Origin of the sequence: Actinopolyspora mortivallis DSM 44261 (assembly GCF_000384035.1) — a bacterium.
Classification (GTDB): Bacteria; Actinomycetota; Actinomycetes; order Mycobacteriales; family Pseudonocardiaceae; genus Actinopolyspora; species Actinopolyspora mortivallis.
Genome location: NZ_KB913024.1, coordinates 2,975,577 through 3,001,004, shown reverse-complemented (window position 1 = coordinate 3,001,004; position 25,428 = coordinate 2,975,577). Strand labels below are relative to the sequence as shown.

At 68.9% G+C, this 25,428-nt stretch carries 21 protein-coding genes; 13 read left to right on the top strand and 8 right to left on the bottom strand.

Annotation, left to right across the window (positions count from 1 at the left end; genetic code table 11):
- Positions 1–3 precede the first annotated feature (3 nt).
- On the top strand, positions 4–1,494 hold the full coding sequence (locus ACTMO_RS0114125) for a sensor histidine kinase (protein ID WP_019855344.1): 1,491 nt from the start codon (positions 4–6) through the stop codon (positions 1,492–1,494).
- Positions 1,495–1,737: 243 nt separating this feature from the next.
- Here ACTMO_RS0114125 and ACTMO_RS0114120 read toward each other — a convergent pair whose 3' ends face one another.
- On the bottom strand, positions 1,738–1,992 hold the full coding sequence (locus tag ACTMO_RS0114120) for a WhiB family transcriptional regulator (RefSeq protein ID WP_019855343.1): 255 nt from the start codon (positions 1,990–1,992) through the stop codon (positions 1,738–1,740).
- Positions 1,993–2,226: 234 nt separating this feature from the next.
- Positions 2,227–3,153 (bottom strand): diacylglycerol/lipid kinase family protein, encoded by a 927-nt coding sequence (locus ACTMO_RS0114115; RefSeq protein WP_026449239.1) that lies wholly within the window; start codon positions 3,151–3,153, stop codon positions 2,227–2,229.
- Positions 3,154–3,464: 311 nt separating this feature from the next.
- Between ACTMO_RS0114115 and ACTMO_RS0114110 the strand changes: the two genes are divergently transcribed.
- Positions 3,465–3,899 (top strand): hypothetical protein, encoded by a 435-nt coding sequence (locus tag ACTMO_RS0114110; RefSeq protein WP_026449238.1) that lies wholly within the window; start codon positions 3,465–3,467, stop codon positions 3,897–3,899.
- A 42-nt stretch (positions 3,900–3,941) separates the two neighbouring features.
- Here ACTMO_RS0114110 and ACTMO_RS0114105 read toward each other — a convergent pair whose 3' ends face one another.
- The 3 genes from ACTMO_RS0114105 to sodN form a co-directional block, all read right to left on the bottom strand.
- Positions 3,942–4,274 carry a hypothetical protein gene (locus tag ACTMO_RS0114105; protein ID WP_019855340.1) on the bottom strand — a complete coding sequence of 111 codons (333 nt, stop codon included), beginning with the start codon at positions 4,272–4,274 and terminating at the stop codon, positions 3,942–3,944.
- 198 nt (positions 4,275–4,472) lie between these two features.
- Positions 4,473–5,975: a CoA transferase gene (locus ACTMO_RS0114100; protein WP_019855339.1), complete on the bottom strand. Its 1,503-nt coding sequence runs from the start codon at positions 5,973–5,975 to the stop codon at positions 4,473–4,475.
- 945 nt (positions 5,976–6,920) lie between these two features.
- On the bottom strand, positions 6,921–7,328 hold the full coding sequence (gene sodN, locus ACTMO_RS0114090) for a superoxide dismutase, Ni (protein ID WP_019855337.1): 408 nt from the start codon (positions 7,326–7,328) through the stop codon (positions 6,921–6,923).
- An 84-nt stretch (positions 7,329–7,412) separates the two neighbouring features.
- On the opposite strand from sodN, the gene sodX reads away from it, so the two are divergent.
- The gene (sodX, locus tag ACTMO_RS0114085) at positions 7,413–7,727 is read left to right on the top strand and encodes a nickel-type superoxide dismutase maturation protease (RefSeq protein WP_019855336.1); all 315 of its coding nucleotides are present in this window, start codon (positions 7,413–7,415) and stop codon (positions 7,725–7,727) included.
- Positions 7,728–7,806: 79 nt separating this feature from the next.
- Entirely contained in the window at positions 7,807–9,441 is a 1,635-nt protein-coding gene (locus tag ACTMO_RS0114080; protein ID WP_019855335.1) for a GMC oxidoreductase, read from the top strand.
- A gap of 13 nt (positions 9,442–9,454) precedes the next feature.
- Here the strand turns inward: ACTMO_RS0114080 and ACTMO_RS0114075 are convergent, their stop codons facing one another.
- Positions 9,455–10,063, bottom strand: coding sequence for a dTDP-4-dehydrorhamnose 3,5-epimerase family protein (locus tag ACTMO_RS0114075; RefSeq protein WP_019855334.1), 609 nt, complete (start codon positions 10,061–10,063; stop codon positions 9,455–9,457).
- Between the two features lie 398 nt (positions 10,064–10,461).
- On the opposite strand from ACTMO_RS0114075, the gene ACTMO_RS0114070 reads away from it, so the two are divergent.
- Positions 10,462–11,688, top strand: coding sequence for an NAD(P)-dependent malic enzyme (locus ACTMO_RS0114070; RefSeq protein ID WP_019855333.1), 1,227 nt, complete (start codon positions 10,462–10,464; stop codon positions 11,686–11,688).
- Positions 11,689–12,116: 428 nt separating this feature from the next.
- Positions 12,117–14,573, top strand: a complete 2,457-nt coding sequence (locus tag ACTMO_RS0114065) for a putative bifunctional diguanylate cyclase/phosphodiesterase (RefSeq protein WP_019855332.1) — start codon at positions 12,117–12,119, stop codon at positions 14,571–14,573.
- Between the two features lie 33 nt (positions 14,574–14,606).
- Here ACTMO_RS0114065 and ACTMO_RS0114060 read toward each other — a convergent pair whose 3' ends face one another.
- On the bottom strand, positions 14,607–16,151 hold the full coding sequence (locus ACTMO_RS0114060) for a bis-aminopropyl spermidine synthase family protein (protein WP_019855331.1): 1,545 nt from the start codon (positions 16,149–16,151) through the stop codon (positions 14,607–14,609).
- Between the two features lie 286 nt (positions 16,152–16,437).
- On the opposite strand from ACTMO_RS0114060, the gene ACTMO_RS0114055 reads away from it, so the two are divergent.
- From ACTMO_RS0114055 to ACTMO_RS21105, 5 genes are all read left to right on the top strand, one after another.
- Positions 16,438–17,562, top strand: a complete 1,125-nt coding sequence (locus tag ACTMO_RS0114055) for an ABC transporter ATP-binding protein (RefSeq protein WP_019855330.1) — start codon at positions 16,438–16,440, stop codon at positions 17,560–17,562.
- Positions 17,547–18,221, top strand: coding sequence for an ABC transporter permease (locus tag ACTMO_RS0114050; RefSeq protein WP_019855329.1), 675 nt, complete (start codon positions 17,547–17,549; stop codon positions 18,219–18,221). The genes ACTMO_RS0114055 and ACTMO_RS0114050 overlap by 16 nt, the downstream gene beginning before the upstream one ends.
- Positions 18,167–18,904, top strand: coding sequence for an ABC transporter permease (locus ACTMO_RS0114045; RefSeq protein WP_019855328.1), 738 nt, complete (start codon positions 18,167–18,169; stop codon positions 18,902–18,904). The genes ACTMO_RS0114050 and ACTMO_RS0114045 overlap by 55 nt, the downstream gene beginning before the upstream one ends.
- Positions 18,905–18,906: 2 nt before the next feature.
- Positions 18,907–19,788, top strand: coding sequence for an ABC transporter substrate-binding protein (locus ACTMO_RS0114040; RefSeq protein WP_019855327.1), 882 nt, complete (start codon positions 18,907–18,909; stop codon positions 19,786–19,788).
- A gap of 296 nt (positions 19,789–20,084) precedes the next feature.
- Positions 20,085–21,302: an alpha/beta fold hydrolase gene (locus ACTMO_RS21105; RefSeq protein ID WP_019855326.1), complete on the top strand. Its 1,218-nt coding sequence runs from the start codon at positions 20,085–20,087 to the stop codon at positions 21,300–21,302.
- On the opposite strand, the gene ACTMO_RS0114030 is transcribed toward ACTMO_RS21105, so the two are convergent.
- Positions 21,244–22,086: an IclR family transcriptional regulator gene (locus ACTMO_RS0114030; protein WP_019855325.1), complete on the bottom strand. Its 843-nt coding sequence runs from the start codon at positions 22,084–22,086 to the stop codon at positions 21,244–21,246. The two genes, ACTMO_RS21105 and ACTMO_RS0114030, sit on opposite strands and share 59 nt — an antisense overlap.
- Before the next feature lie 91 nt (positions 22,087–22,177).
- Between ACTMO_RS0114030 and hutH the strand changes: the two genes are divergently transcribed.
- A complete protein-coding gene (gene hutH / locus ACTMO_RS0114025; protein WP_019855324.1) occupies positions 22,178–23,755 on the top strand; it encodes a histidine ammonia-lyase in 1,578 nt (525 codons plus the stop codon).
- The gene (gene hutU / locus ACTMO_RS0114020; protein ID WP_019855323.1) at positions 23,752–25,407 is read left to right on the top strand and encodes a urocanate hydratase; all 1,656 of its coding nucleotides are present in this window, start codon (positions 23,752–23,754) and stop codon (positions 25,405–25,407) included. The genes hutH and hutU overlap by 4 nt, the downstream gene beginning before the upstream one ends.
- The last annotated feature ends 21 nt before the right edge of the window (positions 25,408–25,428 follow it).

Genomic DNA, 25,428 nt, shown 5'->3' with positions numbered 1-25,428 from the left:
CTCGTGTCCACGCTCAGTGATCTGCTCGCCGAACACACGGGCCTGCCCGGTTCGGTGGCGGACCATCTCCAACTGGTCGTCGCCGAGTGGCAGTTGTTGTCGGACCTGTCCTTTGCCGACTTCCTGCTCTGGGTGCCGGTCGGCGCTGAGGGAGTCGCCGACGATCGTTTCCTCTGCGTGGCCCAGGCCCGGCCCACGACGGCTCCCACCGCCCACCCCGAGGACATGGTGGGCACCGAGGTCACTCCCCAGGAGCATCCCCAGTTGCAGCGGGCGGCGCGGGAGCGGCGGATCTGCCGGGAGGAGGATCCCCGCTGGCACATGGGGGTGCCCGTGCGCAGGGAGACGATCCCCGTCCGGCTGGGGGAGAGCGTGGTCGCGGTGCTGAGCCGGGACACCAATCTGGCGGTTCCCAGGGTGCCGAGCCCGTTGGAGATCTCGTATCTGGGCAGTGCGGCCGATCTGTGCCAGATGATCGCCGACGGCAGTTTCCCCACGGCCGAACCAGCCCCCGACGTGCACACCAGCCCCCGGGTGGGGGACGGGCTGATTCGGTTGGACAGTGCGGGCACGGTGGTTTTCGCCAGTCCGAACGCGTTGTCCGCCTACCACAGGATGGGGCACGCGGCCGATCTCGTGGGGGGACCGTTGGCCCCGTTGACACGGTCACTGCTGTCCGATCCCTTCGACGCCGACGAGGTCTCCCAGCGGATCCGGCAGGCGCTGGACGGGCAGCCGGGGATGCGTATCGAGGCGGAGGCCCAAGGGGCCACAGTGTTGTTCCGGGCTCTGCCGTTGCAGCCGCGTGGTCAGGCCGCGGGGGCGTTGGTGCTGGTCCGGGACGTGACCGAGGTCAAGCGCCGGGACCGGGCCCTGATGTCCAAGGACGCCACGATCCGGGAGATCCACCACCGGGTGAAGAACAACCTGCAGACGGTGGCGGCCCTGTTGCGGTTGCAGTCCCGACGTACCGGCAACGGCGCCGCCAGGCAGGCACTGGACGAGTCCGTGCGCAGGGTGACCTCGATCGCCCTGGTGCACGAGACGTTGTCCATGTCCGTCGACGAGCGGGTGGATCTGGACGACGTCGTGGACCGGGTCATTCCGATGATGAGCGATCTGACCAGTGTCGGACCCGGTGTGACCGTGCGCAGGGAGGGCAGGTTCGGGGTGGTTGCCGCCGAACTCGCCACCCCGTTGGTGATGGTGCTGACCGAGCTGGTGCAGAACGCTCTGGAACACGCCTTTCCGGAGGACCGGGGCGGGGAGGTGGTGGTGCGGGCGGAGCGTTCGGCGCGTTGGCTGGATGTGGTGATCTCCGACGACGGACGTGGTCTGCCGACGGACTTCTCCCTCGAACACGCCGAACGTCTCGGCCTGCAGATCGTGCGAACCCTGGTGGAGTCGGAGCTCCGGGGCTCGTTGAGTTTGCGCGGTCGTGATCAGCGGGGTACCGAAGCGGTGTTGCGGGTACCGCTGAAGCACCGCCGCTGAGTCCGGTGACCGCCGGGTGCGTCGATGGTGTTCGCACACGGGATAGGGTGTGCGTGGGTCGATCCTGTCGGCCCCCCTGTTGGAGCGCGTTCCCGCGCTCGCGACCGACATCGACGCGGATCGACCGGAACGGGTGTTGTGGTTGTCCGGTTCGTTCCGGGTGTCCGACTCGTCGTCCCGGGATTCCGTCGGGCCTGCCCGCCCGTCAGTGCGGAGTCCGTTCAGGACGGTCGATTCGACACCTCAGGCGTTGGTCCGGGCGCGGGTCCGTGCGTTGCGCCGCTTGAGGGCACGACGCTCGTCCTCGCTCATGCCGCCCCATACGCCGGCGTCCTGCCCGGTTTCCAGCGCCCAGGCGAGGCACTCGGAGGTCACCGGGCAGCGGCGGCAGACCGCCTTGGCCTCGGCGATCTGCAGCAGGGCTGGACCGCTGTTCCCGACCGGGAAGAAGAGTTCGGGGTCCTCGTCGCGGCAAACCGCGCGGTGGCGCCAGTCCATCGTCCTTGCTCCTCGCTAGGCACGACGAAGCGTGCCGATCGTTGGTACGGGGTGTTTGTGAATACTTTCACGGAGTCCGTGCGCTTGTGAATACTTTCACGAACTCGCGTAATGTCAAGGGGTCGATCAGAACCGAGTGAGTGAAGTCACCCGGAAGATCGACAGGCCTTGACCTGGGGTTGGGGCCACCGGAACGGAGTGGTGCGCCCGGTCCGGATGGCGGGTCCGTGCGAATTACCCGACGACGTGCAGAGCGTTCGGCACCGACTCGAAATCGATCACCGAGAGCTCTCCGAGGGAGTCGCCGTCGATCTGTACTCGCAACGGCTCCTGACAGACTACTCGTAGGGTGCCGAGGTTCGCACGCCTGAAAAGAGTTTTTCCGTGTGGTTTAGCTCTATCGCGGAGCATTTGCGCTACATGTCGTGACACGTAGTGAGGAAGCATGCTGCGGAGGGCGAAGACGCCGATACCCGAATCGAAGCTGGTTTCGGGGTTGGTGTGCACCGGCCTGGAGCCGAGGTAGGTCCATGGGTCCGCGTTGGAGATCATGACGGCGTGTACCCCGGAAACGGGATCTTCGGTGTCGGGGTGCACGGTCAGTAGTGGTCGTCGGTGAATACCGCGCAGGTAACAGCCCAGGGCGACCCTGGCGTAGAGCCAGGGAGTGACCCTGCGCCCCCGTTCGCGTTGTCGTTCGACCTCGGCGACCACGTCGGCGTCGATGCCCACTCCGGCGTTGAAGGTGAACCAGCGCCCGTTGGCTCTGCCGAGCCCGATCCAGCGCCCGCTTTCCCGTTCGAGGGCCCGCAGGAGGTGGTGGGTGGCTTCGATCGGCGTCCGCGGTATCCCGAGCGCCCCCGCGAAGACGTTGGCCGAGCCTCCGGGGATCACGGCCAGGCTCGGCCGTCGCGCGCCCGTGCTCACCTCGGTGCGCAGCATCCCGTTGACGACCTCGTTCACGGTCCCGTCCCCGCCGTGTACCACCACCAGGTCGTGTCCTTCGACAGTGGCACGTGCTCCGGTGTCCGCCGCGTGGCCGCGGTAACGGGTTTCGACCAGCTCCAGCTTGACCGCCCCCGCCAGGGCGTGGGACAGCACGTCCCTGCCCGCCGGACTGGTGGAGGTCGCCTCCGGGTTCACCACGAGAACAGCGCGCACACCCGAAGCCTAGCCACACCGTCCCCGTCCGTTCACTCGACCGGGGTGATCCTCGGGGGCTCCCGCGCCGCCACCTCCTCGCCGTACCCTCCCCGGGGTCACCCACCCCTCGGCGTGCTCCGACACGCTTCGGGGATCGGCTCCGTTGCCGGACGGGCAAACACCCCGAAAACCCGCCCGGTGGGCACCGATCCTGTCCGCAGGATGCTCCCCGGTTCCGGCGGCGGTCATGCGGCAATCGGGCGGTATTACCATCGGCGACGGGTACGTACCGTGACCAGTGGCGTGTTCAGCCAGGAAAGAGGCTCCTCGTGTCGGCAGCGACAGCCCCCCGTACAGTCCGCCTCGCCGGTGCGGTGACCGTGCTGCAGGCACTGGCCGGCTTGGTTTTCGTCGTGGCTCTGCTGATCCGCGCCAGCCAGCTCGACCTGGGCTCGGCCGGTTCGCTCAGCCGGAGTTCCACGTACGGTGAGGCCGGTTACTTCGGGATCATCTCCCTCGGTGTGCTGGCCGCGGGGATCGGCCTGCTGCGGAGCAAGCACTGGGCACGCACACCGGTACTGCTGCTGCAGTTGTTGCTGCTCGGGGTCTCCTGGTACGCGATGGGCCCCTCGGACAGCCCGCTGGTGGCGTTCGCGTTCGCGGTGCCCGCCGTGTTCGTGCTGTGGTGTCTGTTCAACCGTGCCGGCAGGAACTGGTGGACGGGTTCCGTGACGGCCGCGCGGGGGGAGCGCGAAACACGGTGAGTGCATGTCGGTCTCCGTCCGACGGAGTCCGAGTGGCTGGGATCACCGGGGACGACCCGACCCGTTCTCGCCACGGGGGTCGCCGGGAAGACTCCGGGGGTTGGCGGCGGCCCAGTTCTCGGCGATGCGTGCCAGCGCCCCGGGCTTGTCCCAGTCCGAGGGGTTGGCGGGGATCGCCGCCACCCAGGTTTCCCGGTCCCGGGCCGGGTCCTCGGAGGGGCGGTCGGATATCGCGAAGTGCTTGGGCCTGGTCACCTCGATGAACGGGTTGCCCTCCACGACGTAACCGCGTTTCACGGCGATCTCGCGGTCTCCCTGGGCCCAGCGGAACGTCAGTCCGTGGTTGAAGTACCTGCTGATCGGCCGAGTGGGCATGCCGACACCTCGCGTCGTGCTGCGTTCCGGTTGGCCCGGCCAGATTATCCTTTTTCCCACCGGACGGAATCCGTCAACCGTGGGCCGTTCGTTCGAGTTTCCGTGGGACACGGGCAGGGGCGCTCGTTCGTCCGGAAGACGGCGTCGAGTGGTTCGGCAACGAGTCCCCGCGCTGCCCGTGCCGGAGTGGGAGGGAGTTCAGCGCGGCGTCCACTCCGGTCGGCACGAACCGCGTGGAACGAGGGTGAAGGGGTACCGGCCCGGGGTGGCCGACATGCGCACCTGGTCGGTGACACCCTGGTAGGTCCCCAGGGGAGTCTCGTCCGTGAAGGTCTCCGGGTCGAGGTAGGCGTGACGTGTTCCGGTGCCCGCCACCCGGTGGGCGTAGTCCCTGTCGAAGATTCCGAGGCTGAGGATCCACAGCGCCGCTCGGGTCAGCGAGACGTGCACCCGGTAGCTGCCGCCCTCGACGGCCCGTCTGGCCAGTGCCCGCCCGACGCCCGCGGCCAACAGCCAGGAGACGATGTAGTCGTTGACCACCATGATCGGGGGAAGGGCCGGCCGTTGGCCGTCGCCCTCCAGGTGCATCATCCCGGCCAGGCTGCCCGCGGTCTGGTCGAAACCCACCCGGTCGGCCCACGGGCCGGTGGGGCCGTTGAGGGTGGTGGTGGCGTGCACGATCCCCGGTCGCACGGCGGCGGCCTGCTCCGCGTCGAATCCGATCTCGTGCAGGTAGCCGGGGCGCCGGTTGGCGTAGAAGACGTCCGCCTCGCCCAGCAGTTCCCGCAACCGGCAGGCCCCTTCGGGGGAACGCGGGTCGACCGTGGCGGAGCGGACACCGACATTGGCGGTGGCGTAGGTGGTGTCGTGCTCGTGTTCACCGGGGCGCCAGATGTTCAACGTGTCGGCGCCGTGCAGCGCCAGGGCGCGACCGACTCCGGCTCCGGCGATCACGTGTCCCATTCCCAGGGCTCTGATGCCGCTCAAGGGTTGTTCGCCGTCCGAGGGGAGCGGTTCGGCGGGGCTGTCTCCGATTCTGTCGACCCGGACCAGTGGCATGTGGGCGAGGTGGTCCCGGTACTGGGGTTCGGCGAGGATCTCCTCGGGCGAGCGCAGCACGGGCATCACGACCCCGGCCTCGGCCCCGGCCCGCTCCAGGTCCCAGGAGCGCCACCGGGACACCGCCCGCGCCACGGCGTCCGGGTCGTCGGGGACGTCCAACAGCTTCTGGGCGGCCACCTTGATCCCGGGGTAGGGGTTCAACGGCATCACCCAGCGGGAGTCGGAGGTGGGGTAGAAGGAGAAGTTGAACGCCTGGTTGACGTTGCTGGTGGTGGCCGGTGGGTAACCGTTCAGCAGTTCCCAGCGGCGGTCGTAGAACGGGCACAGTCGGTGGGGCGCGCTGCGCAGGTCGACGGAGATGTCCTGACCCGGTCCGCCGCGCCACCGCCACAGTGTGGCCACGGCGGCGGACTTGGCCGCCAGGGCGATGCCGGCGGCCGCTCCCAGCCGCAGGGTGCTCGGCACGACGGGGTCGGCTCCGTGGAAGGTGACCCTGCCCCCGGTGTCCTGCGGGGTCATCCCGAGCTCGGCGAGCACTTCCGCGAACGCGGTGTCCACGTCGAAGGCGTCGTCGGTGGCGGGTCGGGTGATGGCCTGTTCGATGCGTCGGGTGAGTTCCGGTTCCTCCCGGGCGCTCATGGGGCGGCTCCCTGGTCTGTGCACGCGGTTCCTGGCCGGGGGTGCTGTCGACCTCCTTATGTTGCATAGTACACCTAAATAAGTGTTCGTGCGCCGAGCCCGGAGAGGACACGGCCTGGGGATCCCCGGAGGGGAGCGAGGCGCCGCATCTCCCGCCGGGCGAGAGTGCCGCTCGGGGTGGAAAGGAGAGAACCCTGGCTGGTGCACGACGTCACGCGCCCTCTCAGGCCCTCTGAGTGCGGCTTCCATCCGAAGCGGTGCTACAAGTCAACCGGTCCGGATGAATGTGAACGGATTGTGCTGTTCGACAAACACTCGGTTTTCTCGTTCGTCGCGAACAACAACGAGAAACGGATGACGCTCATTCGGCTCTGGCTGCCTACGGGATGTCTGGAGGTGGTGTTCCGAGATCATGTCAGGATGAGAACGGTGGCTCTGTTGCCTCTTGGTGAGAGCTAGTACTGTGAGGTCGCTGTGACGCAGATATCGTCCAAGTTCCTGGTGGCTGGTTCCATACTTCTTCTTCTGGTCGACTTCACGCTGATAGTGAACGTGACCTCGGGGGCGAGTTCGCTCTTGCCGGAACCTATTAGATGGATTCTGGTCATACTGACAACAGCCCTTCTCGTGGCTAGTCTGGTAGAACTCGTGCGGCGTAAAGCGGGCGGTCCGACGTGCGGTGACGGTGAATAACCGAAAAGTCAAATCATTGCCGGCATGTTTTCTCGCGGGGCGTGTTGGCGGTTCTCTTTTGACGATCCCTCCTTTTGGGGAGTTCGACGGTCCTGAGTCCGGGCCGATCGGCCCCCAACTTCCCTCTTCCGTCAGTGTGGTCCTCTGTGTGCCGTCGGCCGTCCACAGTCCGTAGGAGCCGGTCGACATGAAACGGCGCTGACCGACGAAGTGGTGTTTTCGCCGGTCAGCGCCGTGAAGAAGGCTACGGCTTCAGCCCTTCTTGGTTTCCCAGAAGATCTTGTCGATCTCGGCGATGTAGTCCAGCAGCTCCTGGCCGGTGGACGGGTCCATCGAGCCCTTGGTACCGGCGGCACCGGCTGCCTTGGTCGCCTTGTTCACCAGCTCGTGCAGCTGCGGGTACTTCTCGAAGTGGTGGGCCTTGAAGTAGTCGGTCCACAGTACCCAGAGGTGGTGCTTGACCAGCTCCGAACGCTGCTCGGCGATGTTGATCGCGCGAGTGCGGAACTCGGGGTCCTCGTTGTTCTGGTACTTCTCCTGGATGGCCTTGACCGATTCGGCCTCGATCCGGGCCTGAGCCGGGTCGTACACGCCGCACGGCAGGTCACAGTGCGCGGTGGCCTCCAGACGAGGACCGAGAAGTCGCGACAGCAATCGCATACTTCCTCCCTGACAGTGACAGTGAATGCTCCGACAGGGCCGACCCTACTCCGTTAGGATCGGCTTTGTCTTACGGAGGTGGGTGTGAGTTCCCTCGGCCGGTTGCGGTGGCGCAGGCTGCGCGTGCGTGGGCCCTCGATGGCGCCCACACTGCGGGACGGGGACGTGGTCGTGCTCAGGCTCCGCGCCGAGCCGGCTCCGGGGGACGTGGTGTTGGTGCGCTGGCCCTCGCGTCCGGAACAGCTCTCGGTCAAGCGAGCCGTGTGCCGTCAGGACGGTGGTTGGTTCGTGACCGGTGACCACCCCGAGGCGTCCACGGACTCCCGGCAGCTCGGTCCCGCCGAGGTGCTGGGGGTGCTGCGGTGGCGACTCACCCCTCGTCCCGGTCGAATACGTTGAGTGTTCGTTTTTCCGTGGTGTCACACCATGTCGTGTATTTGACGTGAACTCCTGGTCCGGGCCTCCGGGGCCTCCCAGGATGATCGGAGTGATCAACTCGGATCTTTCGCGGAGACGTTTCCTGGGGTTGGCCGCCGTGCAGTCCGCCGCCGCTCTCGGCCTCGAACGGATAGCCCTCGGGTCCGAACAGGATTCGGATTCATTGCCCTCCTTCGTGCCCGCTCTCGTGGTGGGAAGCGGCTACGGCGGTGCGGTGAGTGCCCTACGACTCGGCGAGGCCGGCCTCCGTACGCTGGTGTTGGAGGAGGGGAAACTGTGGAACGAGCCAGGGCCCGACGGTGAGGTCTTCTGCTCCGTGATCGATCCGGACCGCCGTTCCACCTGGTTGCGGACCCGAACCCAGGCCCCGCTGGGCACGTTCCTGTGGCTGGACGTGGTCAACCGCGACATCGAACGCTTCACCGGCGTGCTCGACCGGGTCGAACACCCCAACATGGCCATCTACCAGGGGCGAGGAGTCGGTGGCGGTTCCCTGGTGAACGGGGGCATGGCCGTGGTGCCACAGCGACGCGCCCTGCGCCGGGCGCTACCCGCCGTGTCCCCCGAGAGCATGTACGAGCGCTACTTCCCCCGAGCCCGCCGACAGCTCGGGGTCAACGAGATCTCACCGGCGTGGTTCGAACACACCGAGTGGTACCGCTACGCCAGGGTGGCCCGCAGGCACGCGGCCCGGGCCGGACTGGACTCGGTGCTCGTGCCCAACGTCTACGACTTCGCCCACATGCGGCGCGAGGCCGAGGGCGAGGCACCGCGTTCGGCGCTGGCCGCCGAGGTCATCTACGGAAACAACCACGGCAAACGCAGTCTCGATCGGACCTATCTGGCCGACGCGGTGGGAACCGGCAACGTGCGCATCGAGAGCCTGCGCCGGGTGAGTTCGATACGTCGAGAACGGGACGGCACCTTCGTGGTCTCGGTGCGGCGGATCGACGAGTCCGGCACCGTGCTGGACACCCGGGAGGTGGGATGTCGGTGGCTTTTCCTCGGAGCGGGCAGCAACGGGACGACCGAGTTGTTGTTGCGCTCCCGGGAGACCGGGTTGCTTCCCGAGTTGAGCGAACACCTCGGCCACGGCTGGGGGACCAACGGGAACGTGATGTTCGGGCGGTCCAACCCGCTCTGGGATCCGACCGGGGCGTGGCAGTCCACGATTCCGGTGGTGGGCATCGACGACCGGGACAACCCGCACGGGCCGGTGTTCGCCGAGAGCGTCCCGCTGCCGGCGGGAGTCGAGACCTTCGTCAGCCTGCACCTGGCGATCACCGAGAATCCGGAACGTGGTCGTTTCGTGTTCGACCCCGCCAGTGACTCCGCCCGGCTGCGATGGAACCCCGAACAGGGGGAACCGTCGGTGGTGGCGGCCAGGGCCACGTTCGACCCGGTCAACCGAGCCAACGGGACGATCTACCGGCGGGATCTGTTCGGGGACACCAGAGCGTTCGAGAACCGTTTCACCTATCACCCACTGGGTGGGTGTGTACTCGGTGCCGCCACCGACGACTACGGCCGGGTTCGTGGTTATCCCGGTCTGTACGTGACGGACGGTTCGCTGATCCCCGGGGCGGTGGGAGTGAATCCCTTCGTCACCATCACCGCGTTGGCCGAACGCAACGTGGAGCACGTGTTGGCCGCCGACCTGGGGATCCGCCGGTGAGGGGCGGTCGTGCTCAACCGAGGGAGCGTCTCCGCTCGTACTGGTCCAGACAGTCCTGATAGGAGGGAAGCGCTCCGGCGGCTGCCGCCTCGGCCAGTCCGGGGGCCTCGCGGTCCTTGTCGGACAGGATCGGGGAGGTGTCCAGTTCCCCCCAGGGCAGGCCCAGCTCGGGGTCCAGCGGGTTGACCGCGTGCTCGGCCGGAGGGTTGTAGGGGGTCGAGCACAGGTAGATCATCACGGTCTCCTCGGTCAGTGCCGCGAAAGCGTGACCGAGCCCTTCGGCGAGGTAGACGGCGTTGTAACGCTCGGCGTCCAGCCGCACCGCCTCCCACCGTCCGAAGGTGGGGGAACCCTCACGCACGTCGACGACCACGTCCAGCAGGCTCCCCCGTGCGCAGTAGACGTACTTGGCCTGTCCGGGGGGGACGTCGGCGAAGTGGACCCCGCGGATCACTCCCCGGCGGGAGACGCTGTTGTTGACCTGCGCCAGCGGCATGGGATGCCCGGTGGCCTCGACGAAGGGGGCCTGTTGGAAGGGGGCGACGAACAGTCCGCGCTGGTCGGGAAAGACCGGAGGGGTGAACTCCAGGGCCCCGTTGATGTCGGTGTGACGTACTCGCACGAGGGTAAGCCTAAGGAGTCTCTCGGTAGCCCCGCCGGGTGGTCGGCTGACGACGCACGCGGCGGCCTCGCGTGGTGCGGCGGCGGCTGCCTCGAGGAGAGGATCGGCTGCTGTGGGTGTTCCCCAAGCGGCCCACCGTGTCCGGATCCGCGGAGAATATATTGACATTTTGTTGAAGATACTGGTGAGCTGTGACACCAGTCGCAGACAGCCGCGGGGTGGCCTGGCAGACTTGTCGGACCGCAGCGTCCGCCGAGCCGCTGCCCGATCCGGGCAGTCAGTCTCGGTCACCCCTAGACGCCTCCCGGAGGCACCAGCTTCTCCGGTATGGCGTCGCCCGTCCGCCGACCGGAAAGCTCCTTTCCCGTCGGCCAGGTCAAGGCAACAGGAGGGACGCCGTGACCACCGTTAGTGACCAAGAGAACACGTCCGATTCGGCGGAGACGCCCCCATCGGCGGTCAACGCTGAACTCACCACCGAGGAGATCTTCGGTGCCCACGAGGGCGGCAAGCTTTCCGTCGCGCCGTCGACCGCGCTGACGACCCCCCGTGACCTCTCGATCGCCTACACCCCCGGTGTGGCCCAGGTCAGCCGAGCCATTTCCGCCGACGAGACCCTGGCCGCGCGCTACACCTGGACCAGTCAACTCGTGGCCGTGGTCAGCGACGGCACCGCCGTGCTGGGACTCGGCGACATCGGCCCCCGGGCCTCGCTGCCCGTCATGGAGGGCAAGGCCGCCCTGTTCAAGTCCTTCGCGGACCTGGACTCCTTCCCCCTGGTGCTGGACACCACGGACAACGACGAGATCGTCGAGACGCTGGTGCGTCTGCGTCCCTCGTTCGGGGCGGTCAACCTGGAGGACGTCGCGGCGCCCCGGTGCTTCGACCTCGAACGCCGGCTGATCGAGGCGCTGGACTGCCCGGTCATGCACGACGACCAGCACGGCACGGCGGTGGTGACCCTCGCTGCGTTGCGCAACGCCTGCCAGTTGTCCGGCCGCGAGTTCGGCTCGCTGCGGGTGGTGATCTCCGGCGCCGGTGCCGCCGGAGTGGCCTGCGCGGAGATCCTCGAAGCCGCCGGGGTCGGCGAGGTGGTCGTGGCCGACTCCCGTGGGGTCATCCACGCGGGCCGGGACAACCTCACCCCGATCAAGGAGGAACTGGCCCGGCGTACGAACCCCCGAGGGATCACCGGGGGTCTGGCGGAGGCGCTGCGTGGTGCCGACGTGCTGATCGGGGTCTCCGCCGGAACCATCCCCGCCGAACACGTGGCCACCATGGCCGAGGACGCGATCGTGTTCGCGCTGTCCAACCCCGATCCGGAGATCCACCCGGACACGGCCGCCGCCCACGCCGCCGTGGTGGCGACCGGCCGCAGCGACTTCCCGAACCAGATCAACAACGTGCTGGCCTTCCCCGGAATATTCCGGGGAGCCCTACAGGCCGGGGCGCGCATGATCAGCGACCGGATGAAGGTCGCCGCCGCCGAGGCCATCGCCGAGGTGGCGGCCGAGGCGCTGTCCGCCGACTACATCGTGCCCAGCCCACTCGACCCCCGGGTGGCTCCCGAGGTCACCGCCGCCGTCGCCGAGGCCGCCCGTCGTGACGGGGTGGCCACCGCCTGACCCGCCGGAGCGACGGGCACGTGAACCCCGCCTTCCCGGGGGCGTGCCCGCCCCGAGCGGGGTGAGTGCCGGGGCGCCGGAAGGAACGGCGGGACTCTCCCGCCCGCCACGTCCGCCCGGTGCCCGGCCTCCTCCGGTGCGGAAGAGCCGCCGACGTCGACCTCCGTGACTCTCTCCGCGTCCGTCCGCCGGAAACACCGCCCGATTCCGTCGAACACGGCGAGAGCGGTGTGACTTGTCCGGCACGGCATCACATTTTCGGCCGTTGTGCGTCCCACCTTGAGAAGTGTTCGGTCACTTCTCGACGTTGTGGCTGAATTTTTCACTCGAATGCCGGTATGGTTGGAAGAACGAGGTGTGGTGTCTACCACAATCCGGATCCCAGCCAGTGTGCACGGCGCGCGAAGCGGTGATGCGGAGGTTGGCCCTTGACCGAACGCAGCAGGCGAACCCGGTGGGTGCGTGAGGGGCTGCCCTCGGTGGACAGTGCCGAGGTGATCGGACCGGGAGTCGCCGACTCCCGGGTGGCCGTGGAGTCCCTGCCGGACGCCCCCGCCTTACTCAGCACCTCCGAGGGCCTGGTCATTCGCGCGACCGAACAGGCGGCGAGATCGCTCGGCACGGGTTCCGAGGAGGAGCTGCTGGGACGGGAGCTCACCGAGCTGCTGCGGGTGGAGGGGGAGTTCGCTCGCCCCCGGAACGGGGACGGGCGGTCGTGGTTTCGGGTGCTGAGTTGGTCGCACCGGGAGAACCCGCTGCTGACCGTCACCCTGCTGGTCGACGTGTCCGACCTGGTGACTCCGACCGCGGGGATGTTGGCCGCCGAACGGCACAAATTGCAGAGCGCGCAACGCGCCGCCCGCATCGGTACCTGGGAGTGGGATCCCCGCACCAACAGCACCCGGCTCTCGGAAATACTCTTCGAGATCACCGGCACCCCGCCGAGCACCGAGACCACCTTCGAGTACTACCTGGACCGCATTCACCCGGAGGACCGGGCGCGGGTGCGGGCCTGTTGGAAGCGACTCGTGGACGAGCACGTCCCCCTGGAGGTCGAACACCGCTACATCCGTCCGGACGGTGCGCTGCGTGTTCTGCTCTGCCACGGCGGGGTCTCCAGCGACGAATCGGGGCGGACCCTCATGGTCGGCACCGCACAGGACGTCACCGAACAACGGACGGCCGTGCGCAGGATGGAGAGGTCCAGTCAGCGGTTCACCGACCTGGTCGACGTCACTCCGATCGGGATCGGGCTGTTCGACGAGAGCCAACGACTGGTCGACGCCAACGACGCGCTGTGCGAGCTGCTCGGCTACCGTCTGGAGCAGCTGCGTGGCACGAGCGCGGTGGGGATCACCCACCCCGATGACCGGGCGATCGACCTGACCGACACGGAGTCCTCCGGTCGACGGCGCGGGCACGGGAACTCTCCGCAGCAGCGGATGTTGGTCCGTTCCGACGGGCAGCCGGTTTACTGCGAACTGCGCAGTGTCCCCTCGGTGCAGGACGACGGAACCAGGTTCTGGCTGGTGGTGTTCCAGGACGTCACCGAACGCAGACGCAACGCGGAGGCGTTGCGTTTCCAGGCCACCCACGACGAGCTCACGGGGCTGCCGAACCGGACCGCCGTCAAGGAGATGCTGGCCGGGATGCTCGCCGGGCGGAACCCCGGGAGCACGGCCGTGCTGTTCTGCGACCTGGACAACTTCAAACGCATCAACGACGCTCTCGGGCACGACGCCGGTGACGAGCTTCTCGTCGCCTTGGCCCGCAGGCTGGAGGACGGTCTTCCGCCGGGGTGCGTGGCCGCGCGCATCTCGGGGGACGAGTTCGTGGTGCTCTGTGTCGACGTGGACCGGGTCGGCGGTACGGACGCGCTGGCCACCCGGGTGTCCGGTCTGCTGGGGACCGCCGTGCCCCTGCGCGGACAGCTGGTGCGGCTCTCGGCCTCCGTCGGTGCCGCCGTACCGAGTGACGAGGCGACCGACGGCGACGATCTGCTCCGTTTCGCCGACGCGGCGATGTTCGAGGCCAAACGCAGCGGCCCCGGGCGGGTGTCGTTGGCCGGTCCCGCGCTGATGGCCTCGGCCGACAGTCAGTTGCGGATGGAGGGCCAGCTGAGGGAGGCCCTGGACGGGGACCAGCTGAGTCTGCACTACCAGCCCGTGGTGAACTCCGCCGGAAAGATCGTCAGTGCCGAGGCCCTGCTGCGCTGGCCGCATCCGGAGCGGGGGTTGCTTTCCCCCGGTGCCTTCCTGCCGGTGGCGGAGCAGGCGGGGCTGTTGCGGGACATCGACCGGTGGGTGCTGCGCACCGCTCTGCGGGAGGCGGCGGACTGGCCGTGTGGCCCCGTGGGGCCGGTGTCGGTGGCGGTCAACCTGGGGGCCCTGGTCCCCGGGGACCACGGTTTCGTGGACTACGTGACTGACTGTGTCGCCGCCTCGGGCCTCGACTGGGACCGGCTCGTCCTGGAGCTGGTGGAGACCTCACTGGTCGAGCTCCCCTTCCGGTCCAGGGACGCCATGCGGGAGCTGGTGGCCCTGGGGGCACGGTTCGCCGTGGACGACTTCGGTACGGGATTCTCCTCGCTCGCGCGGTTGAAGGAGCTGCCCGCGCAGATCATCAAGGTCGATCGGCAGTTCATTTCCGAAATTCATTCGAACAGTTGTGATCTGGCCGTGACCAAGGCGGTCGTCGACATGGCCGCGGCCATAGGCAGGGAGTGCGTGGCCGAGGGCGTGGAGAACTCCGCCCAGTTCGAGACGCTCACCGGCACCGGCGTGGACGGTTACCAGGGATGGCTGTTCTCCCCGGCCGTTCCGCCCGAGGAGTTCCGCGCCGTGCTCACCGCGGGAGTCCTGCCGTGGAAGCCGGACGAAGCGTGAGCCGTGCTCCGGTCTCCGCGCCGGAGAAGCGGCTCAGACCCCCTCGCTGTGCAGCAGGGCGTTCAACCGGTGCCGAGGCAGGTCGATCAGCCGCAGCCGGAGGTCCGCGGCGTCGGGGACCAACGCGGCCACGTGCGCGGCGGCCTCCTTCTTGGTCAGGGGAGTCTCGGAGTGGGCGATCAGCGCCTCGCGCCACGTGTTGGTTAGCTTTCCGTGCGCACGGTGCAGCAGGTAACCGGCCACCCCGCCCTGTGCTCCCCGGGCTCGTGCGGACACCACCGCGTGGGTGGCGTCCGGGGTGCTGCGGTGGAAGCGGAGCGTGTACTTGCCGTCGACCAGCTCGGTGAGCGCCTGTTGGGCGTGCTCACTGGTGATGTCGGGATGACGGTTGTCCACCAGGAAGGCCGCCTGGTCGGCGTTGCAGGCCAGCAGCATACGGACCAGCCAGGGACCCGGATCGGAACGCAGGTCGAACAGGGGGGTTCCCGTGCCGCCGCGCAGGGGACGTTGCCAACCCACCGGACGCGGCCCCTCCACGGCGGTGCCCACCACGGAGGCGACCGCGTCCACCAGTTCCGGGGTGACCTCCTCGGGATCACCCTCCACGGACTGGGGACCGTGGGTGTAGATCCGGTGTTTGTGTCGTTCCACCGACCTGCGGGCCTGGCCGGTCGGCTGGCACACGTACAGGTCGCTGGTGCTTCCGATGGCCTGAGCGCCCTCGTACTCGTTCAGTCCGGTGACGATGTTCTCGAACACCAGACCCAGCCGCAGCAGTTCGCGCTGCACCTTGTGTCCCAGGGCCGGGCTGCGGGAGCTGAAACCGTAGGCCAGCAGCAGTCGGGCGGCAGTGCCGGACATCCCTTCCAGCGCCCTGGTGGCGAACAGCCCGATCCCTTCCGGGGTGTAGGGCGGGTCGCTGAAGACCAGGTCGAAACCGCCGGCCAGGGACGGCGGAAGCCCGAACCGCAGGTCCGCGTGCACCGTGTGTACGGCAAGTCCGTGTTCGGCGGCGATCCCGTCGATGTGGGCGAGGATGCGTTCGTCGACGTCGACGACGGTGGCCCGGACTCCGGGGGCGAGCAGGCAGGTGGCCAGCGAGGTCAGGTCGTGGTCGCCGAGCAGCAGCAGTCGCGTCCCGTCCAGCTCGTAGTTGTCCCGCATCCACTCGGCCCGCCGGAGCGCGGTTTCGGGAGTGGCTGTCACGTGGTCCAGCGCGGTGGCCGGGGTGGGGCCACCGGCCACGAAGCCGCGGAGGAGTTCGGCCGCCTCGTGCGAGGACCTGCCGGCGGGTCGCTCGTCGAGTACCCGAGCGCGGTAGTCGGCAAGGGCCCGTTCGGCGAGCCGGTACCCCTCCGGCAGGTTCTCCACGTCCGCACCGGCCAGGGCCAGCAGCTCCTCCACGGTGCGGCGTGGTGTTCCGCAGACGCGCACCAGTTCCCGCAGCGAGTGGGGACGTTCGGCCAGCAGGGCGAAGACCCGGCGCAGGGGACGCGCGAGTGCGCCCTCCTGGCTGATTCGGTGGCGAACGGCTTCCGGCCCCGTGGACTCGGAAGCGGTTTCGGTCGGTGTGCTCATGTCGTGCCCCGGGATTCGTCGCCGCGGAACCCGTCCACCTCCGCGGTGGTGCGGATCCCATTGTCCACAACAACGGTTCCCGCACACGTGGCGCCCGCCGCCCACGCGGAGTGACCGCTTCCCTCCGCTGGGGCAGGGGGGCGTTCCGGGTGAGGAAACCGAACGGTCCTGGTGGCGCCGATGACGCGTAACGCTCATTACATCGCGTGAAACGTCTGATCGGGTTAGGCTCGGCGAAGCTTGTGACGGTCGGCGAGTGACCGTCGGTGATCCTCGAGGGGGCTCGATGATCGAGTTCCGAACCGTGCGCAAGCAGTACGACGACGGCACTGTCGCCGTCCAGGAACTCAGCCTGACCGTTCCGGCGGGAACCATCACCGTGTTGGTCGGCCCCTCCGGGTGCGGCAAGACCACGCTGCTGCGGATGGTCAACCGCATGGTCGAGCCCTCCTCCGGTGCCGTGTTGCTTGACGGCAAGGAGATTCGTGATTCGGACCCGGCCGAGTTGCGTCGCGGCATCGGGTACGTCATCCAGCAGGCTGGGCTCTTCCCACACCGCACGGTGCGGGACAACGTGGCCACCGTTCCGCTGTTGTTCGGGACGTCCCGCAGAAAAGCCCGGCGTGACGCCGAGGAACTGTTGGAGCGGGTGGGGTTGTCCCGGGAACTGGGTAAGCGGTATCCCGGACAGCTTTCCGGAGGACAGCAACAGCGGGTCGGAGTGGCCAGGGCGCTGGCCGCCGATCCGCCCGTGCTGCTCATGGACGAGCCGTTCAGCGCCGTCGACCCCGTGGTGCGAGCCGGTTTGCAGCAGGAGCTGTTGCGGTTGCAGGAGGAACTGGGCAAGACGGTGTTGTTCGTGACCCACGACGTCGACGAGGCCGTCCAACTGGGTGAACGGGTCGCGGTGCTGCGGCAGGGAGGAGAGCTGGCGCAGTACGCCGCACCGGCGGAACTGCTCGCGCGGCCGGCCGACGACTTCGTGGCCTCGTTCGTCGGCAAGGACCGCGGGTACCGTGGGTTGTCCTTCGTGGACTCCTCCGGCCTGGAGCCCGGCCCCGTCGACACCGTCCACATCGGTGACACCAGTGCGGATGTGCCCAGCCGGGCCGGGTGGGTGCTGGCGCTGGACGCCCAGGACCGTCCACGTGGTTGGCTGCCTCCTGGGTCGACCGTGCGCGGACGGCTCACCGAGGACCAGCTGGTCGCGGTCGGATCGCTCCACACCCTGGGCTGCCCGCTGCGCGAGGCACTGGACGCCGCGCTGTCTTCCCCGACGGGACGGGGCGCGGTGGTCGACGCGGACGGCGTGTTCCAGGGCGTGATCACCGCCGGACAGGTGTTGGAGCTGATCGAGAACAGACGACATCCCGCGCTGACCGAGGGTGCTGTCCAGTGTTCGAGGGACTGATTCGCTACTTCTCCAGCTCCAGTAACCGGGAGGTACTGTTCGAGCAGCTCGGCCAGCACGTCTACCTCTCCCTGGTGCCGTTGGCCGCCGGTGTGCTGCTCGCGTTGCCGCTGGGCAGGCTCGCCCAACGACTCCGTTGGCTGCGCGCCCCGCTGCTCGGCGGAGCCAACGTGGTCTACACGGTGCCCTCGCTGGCGGTTTTCGTGCTGCTGCCCAGCGTGATCGGCACCGGATACACCTCCTCGGGCAACGTGGTCATCGCACTCACGCTGTACACGACGGCGCTGCTGCTGCGTCCGGTGCTGGACGCGTTGGAGGCCGTTCCGGAGCACGTGACACTGGCGGCCACGGCCATGGGGTATCGCCCGCACCGTCGGTTCCTGGCCGTGGAGCTGCCGCTGGCGGTGCCCGCGTTGACCTCGGCCGTGCGGGTGGCCTCGGTGAGCAACATCAGTCTGGTCAGCGTGGGGGCTCTGATCGGCGTCGGCGGGTTGGGCAGGCTGTTCACCGTCGGGTTTCCGATGCCGGACACGGTGCGGATCGTCGTGGGAATCGTGGCCACGGTGCTGTTGGCGTTGGCGGTGGACCTGCTGCTGGTCGCGCTGTGGCGGCTGCTGACCCCCTGGGAACGCGCCGGGAAGGCGGTGAGCCGGTCCTGATCACCGAAATACTCGCCTGGCTGCTCGACCCGGGGAACTGGAGCGGACCCGACGGGATTCTGCGGCAGACACTGTTGCATCTGTTCTACTGTGTTCTCGCGGTGACCAGCGCGGTGCTGCTCGCGGTGCCCGCCGGGCTCTACATCGGACATACCGGGCGCGGTGCGGTGTTCGTCGTCGGGTTCGGCAACGCGCTGCGTGCCCTGCCCACACTCGGCCTGGTCACCCTGTTGACACTGGTGTTCCGCGGACGTGTCGCGTTGGTGGCGCTGACGGTGTTGGCGATACCAGCCGTGCTGTCCGGAACCTACGCGGGAATACGCGCCGTGCCCGCTCACGTGGTGGACGCGGCCAAGGGTATGGGCATGACCTCCCGGCAGCGACTGTGGAAGGTGGAGCTGCCCAACGCGCTGCCGCTGCTGATGGGCGGTGTCCGTAACGCGATGTTGCAGGTCATGGCCACCGTCATGGTGGCGGCCTACGTGGGGCTCGGTGGACTGGGGCAGATCCTGCTGACCGGGCAGCGGATCAACGACTACGAACGAATGGCCGGAGCGGCGATCCTGATAGCGCTGCTGGCGGTGCTGGTCGATCTGGTGCTGGCCGGGGTCACCCGTCTGGTCACACCTCGCGGCGTGTTTCTCACCGCACGGAGCGGGACCACGTCCCGGAGAAGGAGGTAACGATGAAACGGTTGCTCGTGTCGGTGGTGACACTGGTGACCGCCCTGGGAGTGTTGGCGGGGTGCTCCGACCCGACCGGGACGGGCGACGACTCCGGCGGCCCGATCGTGGTGGGGTCTGCGGATTTCAACGAGAGCCAACTGTTGATGGAGATCTACGCCGAGGCACTGCGCGAGACCGGTGCCGAGGTGCGCACCAAGGGACGCATCGGTGCCAGGGAGGTCTACGTCAACGCCGTCCGGGACGGGGAGATCTCGGTGATTCCCGAGTACACGGGGAACCTGCTGCGGCACTTCGACGACGACACCGAGGCCACCGGATCGGAACGGATCCACTCCGAGCTGCGCGCGAGGCTTCCGGACGGGCTGCGGGTGTTGGACTACTCCTCCGCCGAGAACTCCGACGTGCTGGCGGTGACCGAGAAGACCGCCGACAGCGGCCTGCGTTCGATGGCCGATCTCGGTGGTCGGTGTGGTGATCTGGTGCTGGGAGCCCCGGCAGAGTGGGCACCGCGTTGGAAACAGCGCATCTCCGAGCTGTACGGGTGCGAGTTCTCCGAGATCAGGAACCTGCAAGCCGGTAGCGTGCGGGTCAGGGAACTGACCGAGGGACGGATCCAGGTGGCCAACCTGTTCAGCACCACGGCGGCCATCGACCGGAACGATCTGGTCACGCTGGACGATCCGAAGGACATGTTCCCGGCGCAGAACGTGGTTCCGCTGGTGAACCAAGGTGAGCTGAACGACGGGCAGCGCAAGGTGCTCAACAGGGTCTCGGACCAGCTGACCACGCGAGATCTGACACGGATGAACAGGCGCATGTCCGTGGACAAGGCCAATCCGCGCGACCTCGCCGAGGAGTTCGTCGGCGGTCTCGACCTGTGAGGTACGACGGGAGGCCCCGCACCGGCGGCTTCGGTTCGCCGATCCGGGGCTTTCGTCGGTTCTCGTGACGCGGACCTCGCCGGCACCGGAGGCGCGAAGTGTGAAAGAGCCGAGTCGGACGAAACGGCCTCCGTTGCTCTTCGGGTCGAGGTGCCGGGCTTCCGAGCTCGGAACCCGTCGTCCCGCCGTGCTTCGGGAACTCCTCCGCTTCGGGACTCGTTGGCCCGGGTGTGAGGGCCACGTATCCGAAGCGTCCCCGAGTCCCGGGGACGGCGCGTCGTTGCCCGGTTCGTACGGTGCCGCGTCCGATCACGGCCGAAGGCGGCGGGTTCTTCGACCTCGCCTACACCCGTGAGGGGATCGCGGGAGGAACCCCCCTTCTGGTGATACCGGGAGGTCCCGGCCTGGCCTCGGTGGTCCCGTACCGGTCCGTCCGTCGTCTGGCGCGCCGGTACGGCTTCGACGTGGTGATGGTCGAACACCGTGGTGTCGGGCTCTCCCGGTGCGATCGGCGAGGACGTGTCCTGCCGTCGGAAGCGTTGACGCTGGAGGCGGTGGTGGACGATCTGGTCGCCGTGCTCGACGACTGCGGTTGGAGCCGGACGGTCGTGTACGGCTCCTCCTACGGAGGGACGCTCGCACAGGCGCTGGGTGCGTGGTACCCGGAGCGTGTGCGGGGGATGGTCCTGGACTCCACGGGATCCTCCGCCGCGGAGGAGGAGGTGGCGCGGGATTACGTCCGCGCGTTGCTCTGGCGCGGTGAGGACCCCGCGACGGCCACCACGGCCGCGATGCTGCGTGAACTCGTCGCCGACGGCCTCGTCCCCGTCGAGGAGACCGGTCCGGTCGTTGTCATGGGCTACGAGTTCGGCGGCACACCGTTGCTGCGCGAGTTGTACCGTACGGTCCGCGCCGGTCGCCTCGGTGTGTGGAACCGGCTCGCCCGGCTCGGGGTCCAGGCACTGCGTTACCGGCGTCCGTACCGCTTCGAACCCGATCCGGTCAGTGTCATCTACCATCGGCAGCTGCGCGGGATCGAGCCCGACGGGCAACCGTTGGATCCCGCCGTGCTGTTCGCCTCCCAGGCCCACCGGTACCCGGGTTTCTCCGGAGAACCGCTGGATCTGTTCGCTGCTCTGAGCGGGTTCACATGGCCGACGGCGGTACTGTCCGGCCTGCGGGACACGCGCTCGGTGCGTCCCACCGCGCACCGTGTCGTGGATTCGCTGCCCCACGGGGTGCTGGTGCCGTTCGAGGACTCGGCGCACAGCTTTCTGGACTTTCACCCCTCGGTCGCGCTGCTCGCCGCCAGCGCTGCCGCCGCGGGCACCGTCAACCGGCTTCCGGACCTGGCCGAGCGGTGCGAACGGCTTCCTCGTCCCCCACACGCCGCTGCTACCGGGATGATGCTGTCGAGCGGGATCAGAGCCGAGAAGGCGCTCGCCACGGGGCCGTTCAGTGTCGGCCGGACCAGGACTCGGTCGGGGCCGGGCGCCCACCGACACGCGAGGTGAGTTCCTCGGCGGTGGCGCGCACCAACCGCGCCAGTTCCGGCCAGACGGATCCGCACGGCTGCCGGTTCCGCCCGGTGTCGTCGGCCTCGCCGGGCTCGGAGCAGTGGTGCCGCATGGTCATGCTGATCGCCGCGGTCGGATGTCCGTTGTGGTCGAAAACGGGGCAGGCCACCGAGGCGAAACCCTCGGTGATCTCCCCGTCCTCCACCGACCAGCCGCGTCGCCGTTCCCGCGTCAGCAGCCGCCGCAGTTCCGGAAGGTTCCGCGGACCCCGCTCGGTACGCAGCACGAAGCTCTCCGCGCGGGGGAACAGCGCCCGCACCTGCACCCGGGGCAGGTGAGCCAGCATCGCCCGTCCGGAGGCCGTCAACTGCGCGGGCAGCCGCACCCCCACGTCGGTGACCAGGGTCTGTGGCTGCGCGGGGCGTTCCTTGATCAGGTACAGCAGTTCCCCACCGTGCAGCACACCCAGGTGGGCGTTGTATCCCGCCTGGTCCACCAGCCCGCGCAGCAACGGCCCGGCCAGTCTCTCCAACGGGTCGTGCCGCAGGTAGGCCGAGCCGACTTCGAAGGTGGCCACCCCCAGGCCGTAGCGACGCTCCTCCGGAAGGTGCGTCACGAAACCGGCGTCGACCAACTCACCCAGCAGGTGGTACGTCGTCGAACGCGGCAGCTCCAGTTCCCGGGCGATCACCGCCGCCGAGACCGGCCCAGCCCGTCTCGCCAGCAGACGCAACACCGCCAGTCCCCGCCGCAGCGCCGGAACGTCGCTGCTCGCTCCCATGGCACCCCCCCGGGGGTCGATGTCTGAAATCCCAGACACGAACACGCTACCCCGGCTTTCCGAGTCCCTCCCACCGCGATGGGATGGAGGTATGCAGCACCACGCCGAAAGCGCGGACCACACCACCGAACTCGGTCCCGAGCCGCTCACCGCCGAGACCGTGCTCGCGGTCGCCCGGGGCCACGCCGAGGTGCGGCTGTCCGAGCGGGCCGAACAGGGGATCGGCGAGACCAGGAAACACATCGACACCCTCGCCGCGGCCGAACAGCCCACCTACGGCGTCTCCACCGGGTTCGGGGCGCTGGCCGTGCGCCACATCCCCCCGGAACGTCGCGCGGCCCTGCAGGCCTCCTTCGTGCGTTCGCACGCGGCGGGCACCGGACCACCGGTGGAACCGGAGGTGGTTCGGGCACTGATGCTGCTGCGGTTGCACACCGTCGCCACCGGACGCACCGGTGTGCGCCCGGAAACCGCGCACGCGCTGACCGCGCTGCTCAACTCCGGCATGGTCCCGGTGGTGCACGAGTACGGTTCCCTGGGGTGTTCCGGGGACCTCGCCCCGCTGGCCGCCGTGGCCCTCGCGCTGACCGGGGAAGGGGAGGTGTTCGACACCTCCGGCACCCGTCGTCCCGCCGCCGAGGCCCTGCGTGAGGCGGGGATCGAGCCGGTCGCCCTGGCCGAGAAGGAGGGGCTCGCCCTGACCAACGGCACCGACGGGATGCTCGGGATGCTGGTGCTGGCCCTGCGCGACCTCTCCGAACTCGTCGACGTCGCCGACGTCACCGCGGCCATGAGCGTGGAGGCTCTGCTGGGCACCGACCGGGCCTTCGCCGCCGATCTGCAGGCCCTGCGCCCGCACCCGGGACAGGCGCTGTCCGCCGCCCGGATGAGTGCGCTGCTGAGCGACTCGGGAATCATGGCCAGTCACCGTGGCCCCGACTGCACCCGGGTGCAGGACGCCTACTCGATGCGCTGCTCTCCGCAGGTGCACGGCTCGGCGCGGGACACGATCGCCCACGCCCACACCGTCGCCGAACGGGAACTCGCCGCGGCCATCGACAACCCCGTGGTGCTCGACGACGGACGTGTGGAGTCCAACGGCAACTTCCACGGCGCACCGCTGGCCCACGTCCTCGACTTCCTGGCGATACCGGTGGCCGACGTGGCCGGCATCGCCGAACGGCGCACCGACCGCATGCTCGACGTGGCCCGCTCCCACGGTCTGCCCGCCTTCCTCGCCGACGACCCGGGGGTGGACTCCGGCTACATGATCGCCCACTACACCCAGGCGGGGGTGCTGACCGAGCTGAAGCGCTCGGCCAACCCCGCCTCGGTGGACTCGGTTCCCACCAGCGCGATGCAGGAGGACCACGTGTCCCTGGGCTGGTCGGCGGCCCGCAAACTCCGCTCGGCCGTCGACGGGCTGCGTCGGGTGCTGGCCGTGGAGCTGCTGGTCGCGGCCCGCGCCCTCGACCTGCGGGCACCGCTGAGTCCCGCCCCCGCCACCGGCGCCGTGCGCGACCTGCTGCGCACCCGTGTCGCCGGGCCGGGGTCGGACCGCCACGTGGCTCCCGAGATCGAAGCGGCCGAACAGCTCCTCGCCTCCGGGCGGGTGCGTGCGGTCGCCGCCGAACACGTCGATCCCGCCGTCCAGGGAGGAAACCAGTGAACACCGGCCCCCGCACCGTGCGCGCCCAGCGCGGCACCGAACTCACCGCCCGCGGCTGGAGCACCGAAGCCCCGCTGCGCATGCTGCGCAACAACCTCGACCCGGAGGTGGCCGAACGCCCCGAGGACCTCGTGGTCTACGGCGGGACCGGCAAGGCCGCCAGGGACTGGGACAGCTACGACGCCCTGGTGCGCGAACTGACCACCCTCGGCGAGGACGAGACCCTGCTGGTGCAGTCCGGCAAACCCGTGGGGGTGCTGACCACCCACGAGTGGGCTCCGCGCGTGCTGATCGCCAACGCCAACCTGGTCGGAGACTGGTCCAACTGGGAGGAGTTCCGCCGGCTCGACGCCCTCGGGCTGACCATGTACGGCCAGATGACGGCCGGATCCTGGATCTACATCGGCACCCAGGGGATTCTGCAGGGCACCTACGAAACCTTCGGTGCCGTGGCCGCCAAGCGTTTCGGTGGCAGCCTGGCCGGAACCCTCACCGTCACCGCCGGACTCGGCGGCATGGGCGGGGCGCAGCCGTTGGCCGTGACCATGAACGAGGGCGTGGCGCTGGTGGTCGAGTGCGACGCCGAGCGGGCACACCGCCGGGTGCGGCACGGCTACCTCGACGAGGTCGCCGAGGACCTCACCGACGCCGTCACCCGGGCGGAGCGGGCCAAGCGCGAACGCAGGCCCTGGTCGGTGGCGGTGATCGGCAACGCCGCCGAGGTCCTGCCGGAGCTGCTGCGCCGCCGGGTCGAGGTGGACGTGGTCACCGACCAGACCTCGGCCCACGACCCGCTGTCCTACCTGCCGATCGGAGTGTCCACCTCGGAATGGCACGAGCGGGCCAGCCGTGACCCGGAAGGGTTCACCGCCAGGGCGCGGGAGTCCATGGCCGAACACGTCCGTGCCATGGTCGGGTTCCTGGACGCCGGAGCGGAGGTCTTCGACTACGGCAACTCGCTGCGGGGCGAGGCGCGCGCGGCGGGCTACGAACGGGCCTTCGACTACCCGGGTTTCGTGCCCGCCTACATCCGTCCCCTGTTCTGTGAGGGCAAGGGTCCGTTCCGATGGGCCGCGCTGTCCGGGGACCCGGCCGACATCGCCGCCACCGACCGGGCGATCCTCGACCTGTTCGGCGAGGACGAGCACCTGGCCCGGTGGATCAGGATGGCCGGGCAGCGGATCTCCTTCCAGGGGCTGCCCGCGCGGATCTGCTGGCTGGACTACGGCCAGCGCGAGCGGGCCGGGCTGCGGTTCAACGAGATGGTGGCCTCCGGGCAGCTGCGAGCCCCCGTGGTGCTGGGCAGGGACCACCTGGACACCGGCTCGGTGGCCTCGCCCTACCGGGAGACCGAGAGCATGGCCGACGGTTCGGACGCGATCGCCGACTGGCCGCTGCTGAACGCGCTGGTCAACACCGCCTCCGGGGCGAGCTGGGTGTCCGTGCACCACGGCGGCGGGGTCGGCATGGGACGTTCGTTGCACGCGGGTCAGGTCACCGTCGCCGACGGCACCGACCTGGCGGCGCGCAAGCTCAGCCGGGTGCTGAGCAACGACCCCGCCACCGGGGTGCTGCGCCACGCGGACGCGGGCTACGAGCGGGCCCGGCGTGTCGCCGCCGAGCGCGGCCTCCACGTTCCCCACCAGAGCTGACACCGGGTTCCGCGCGGGCAC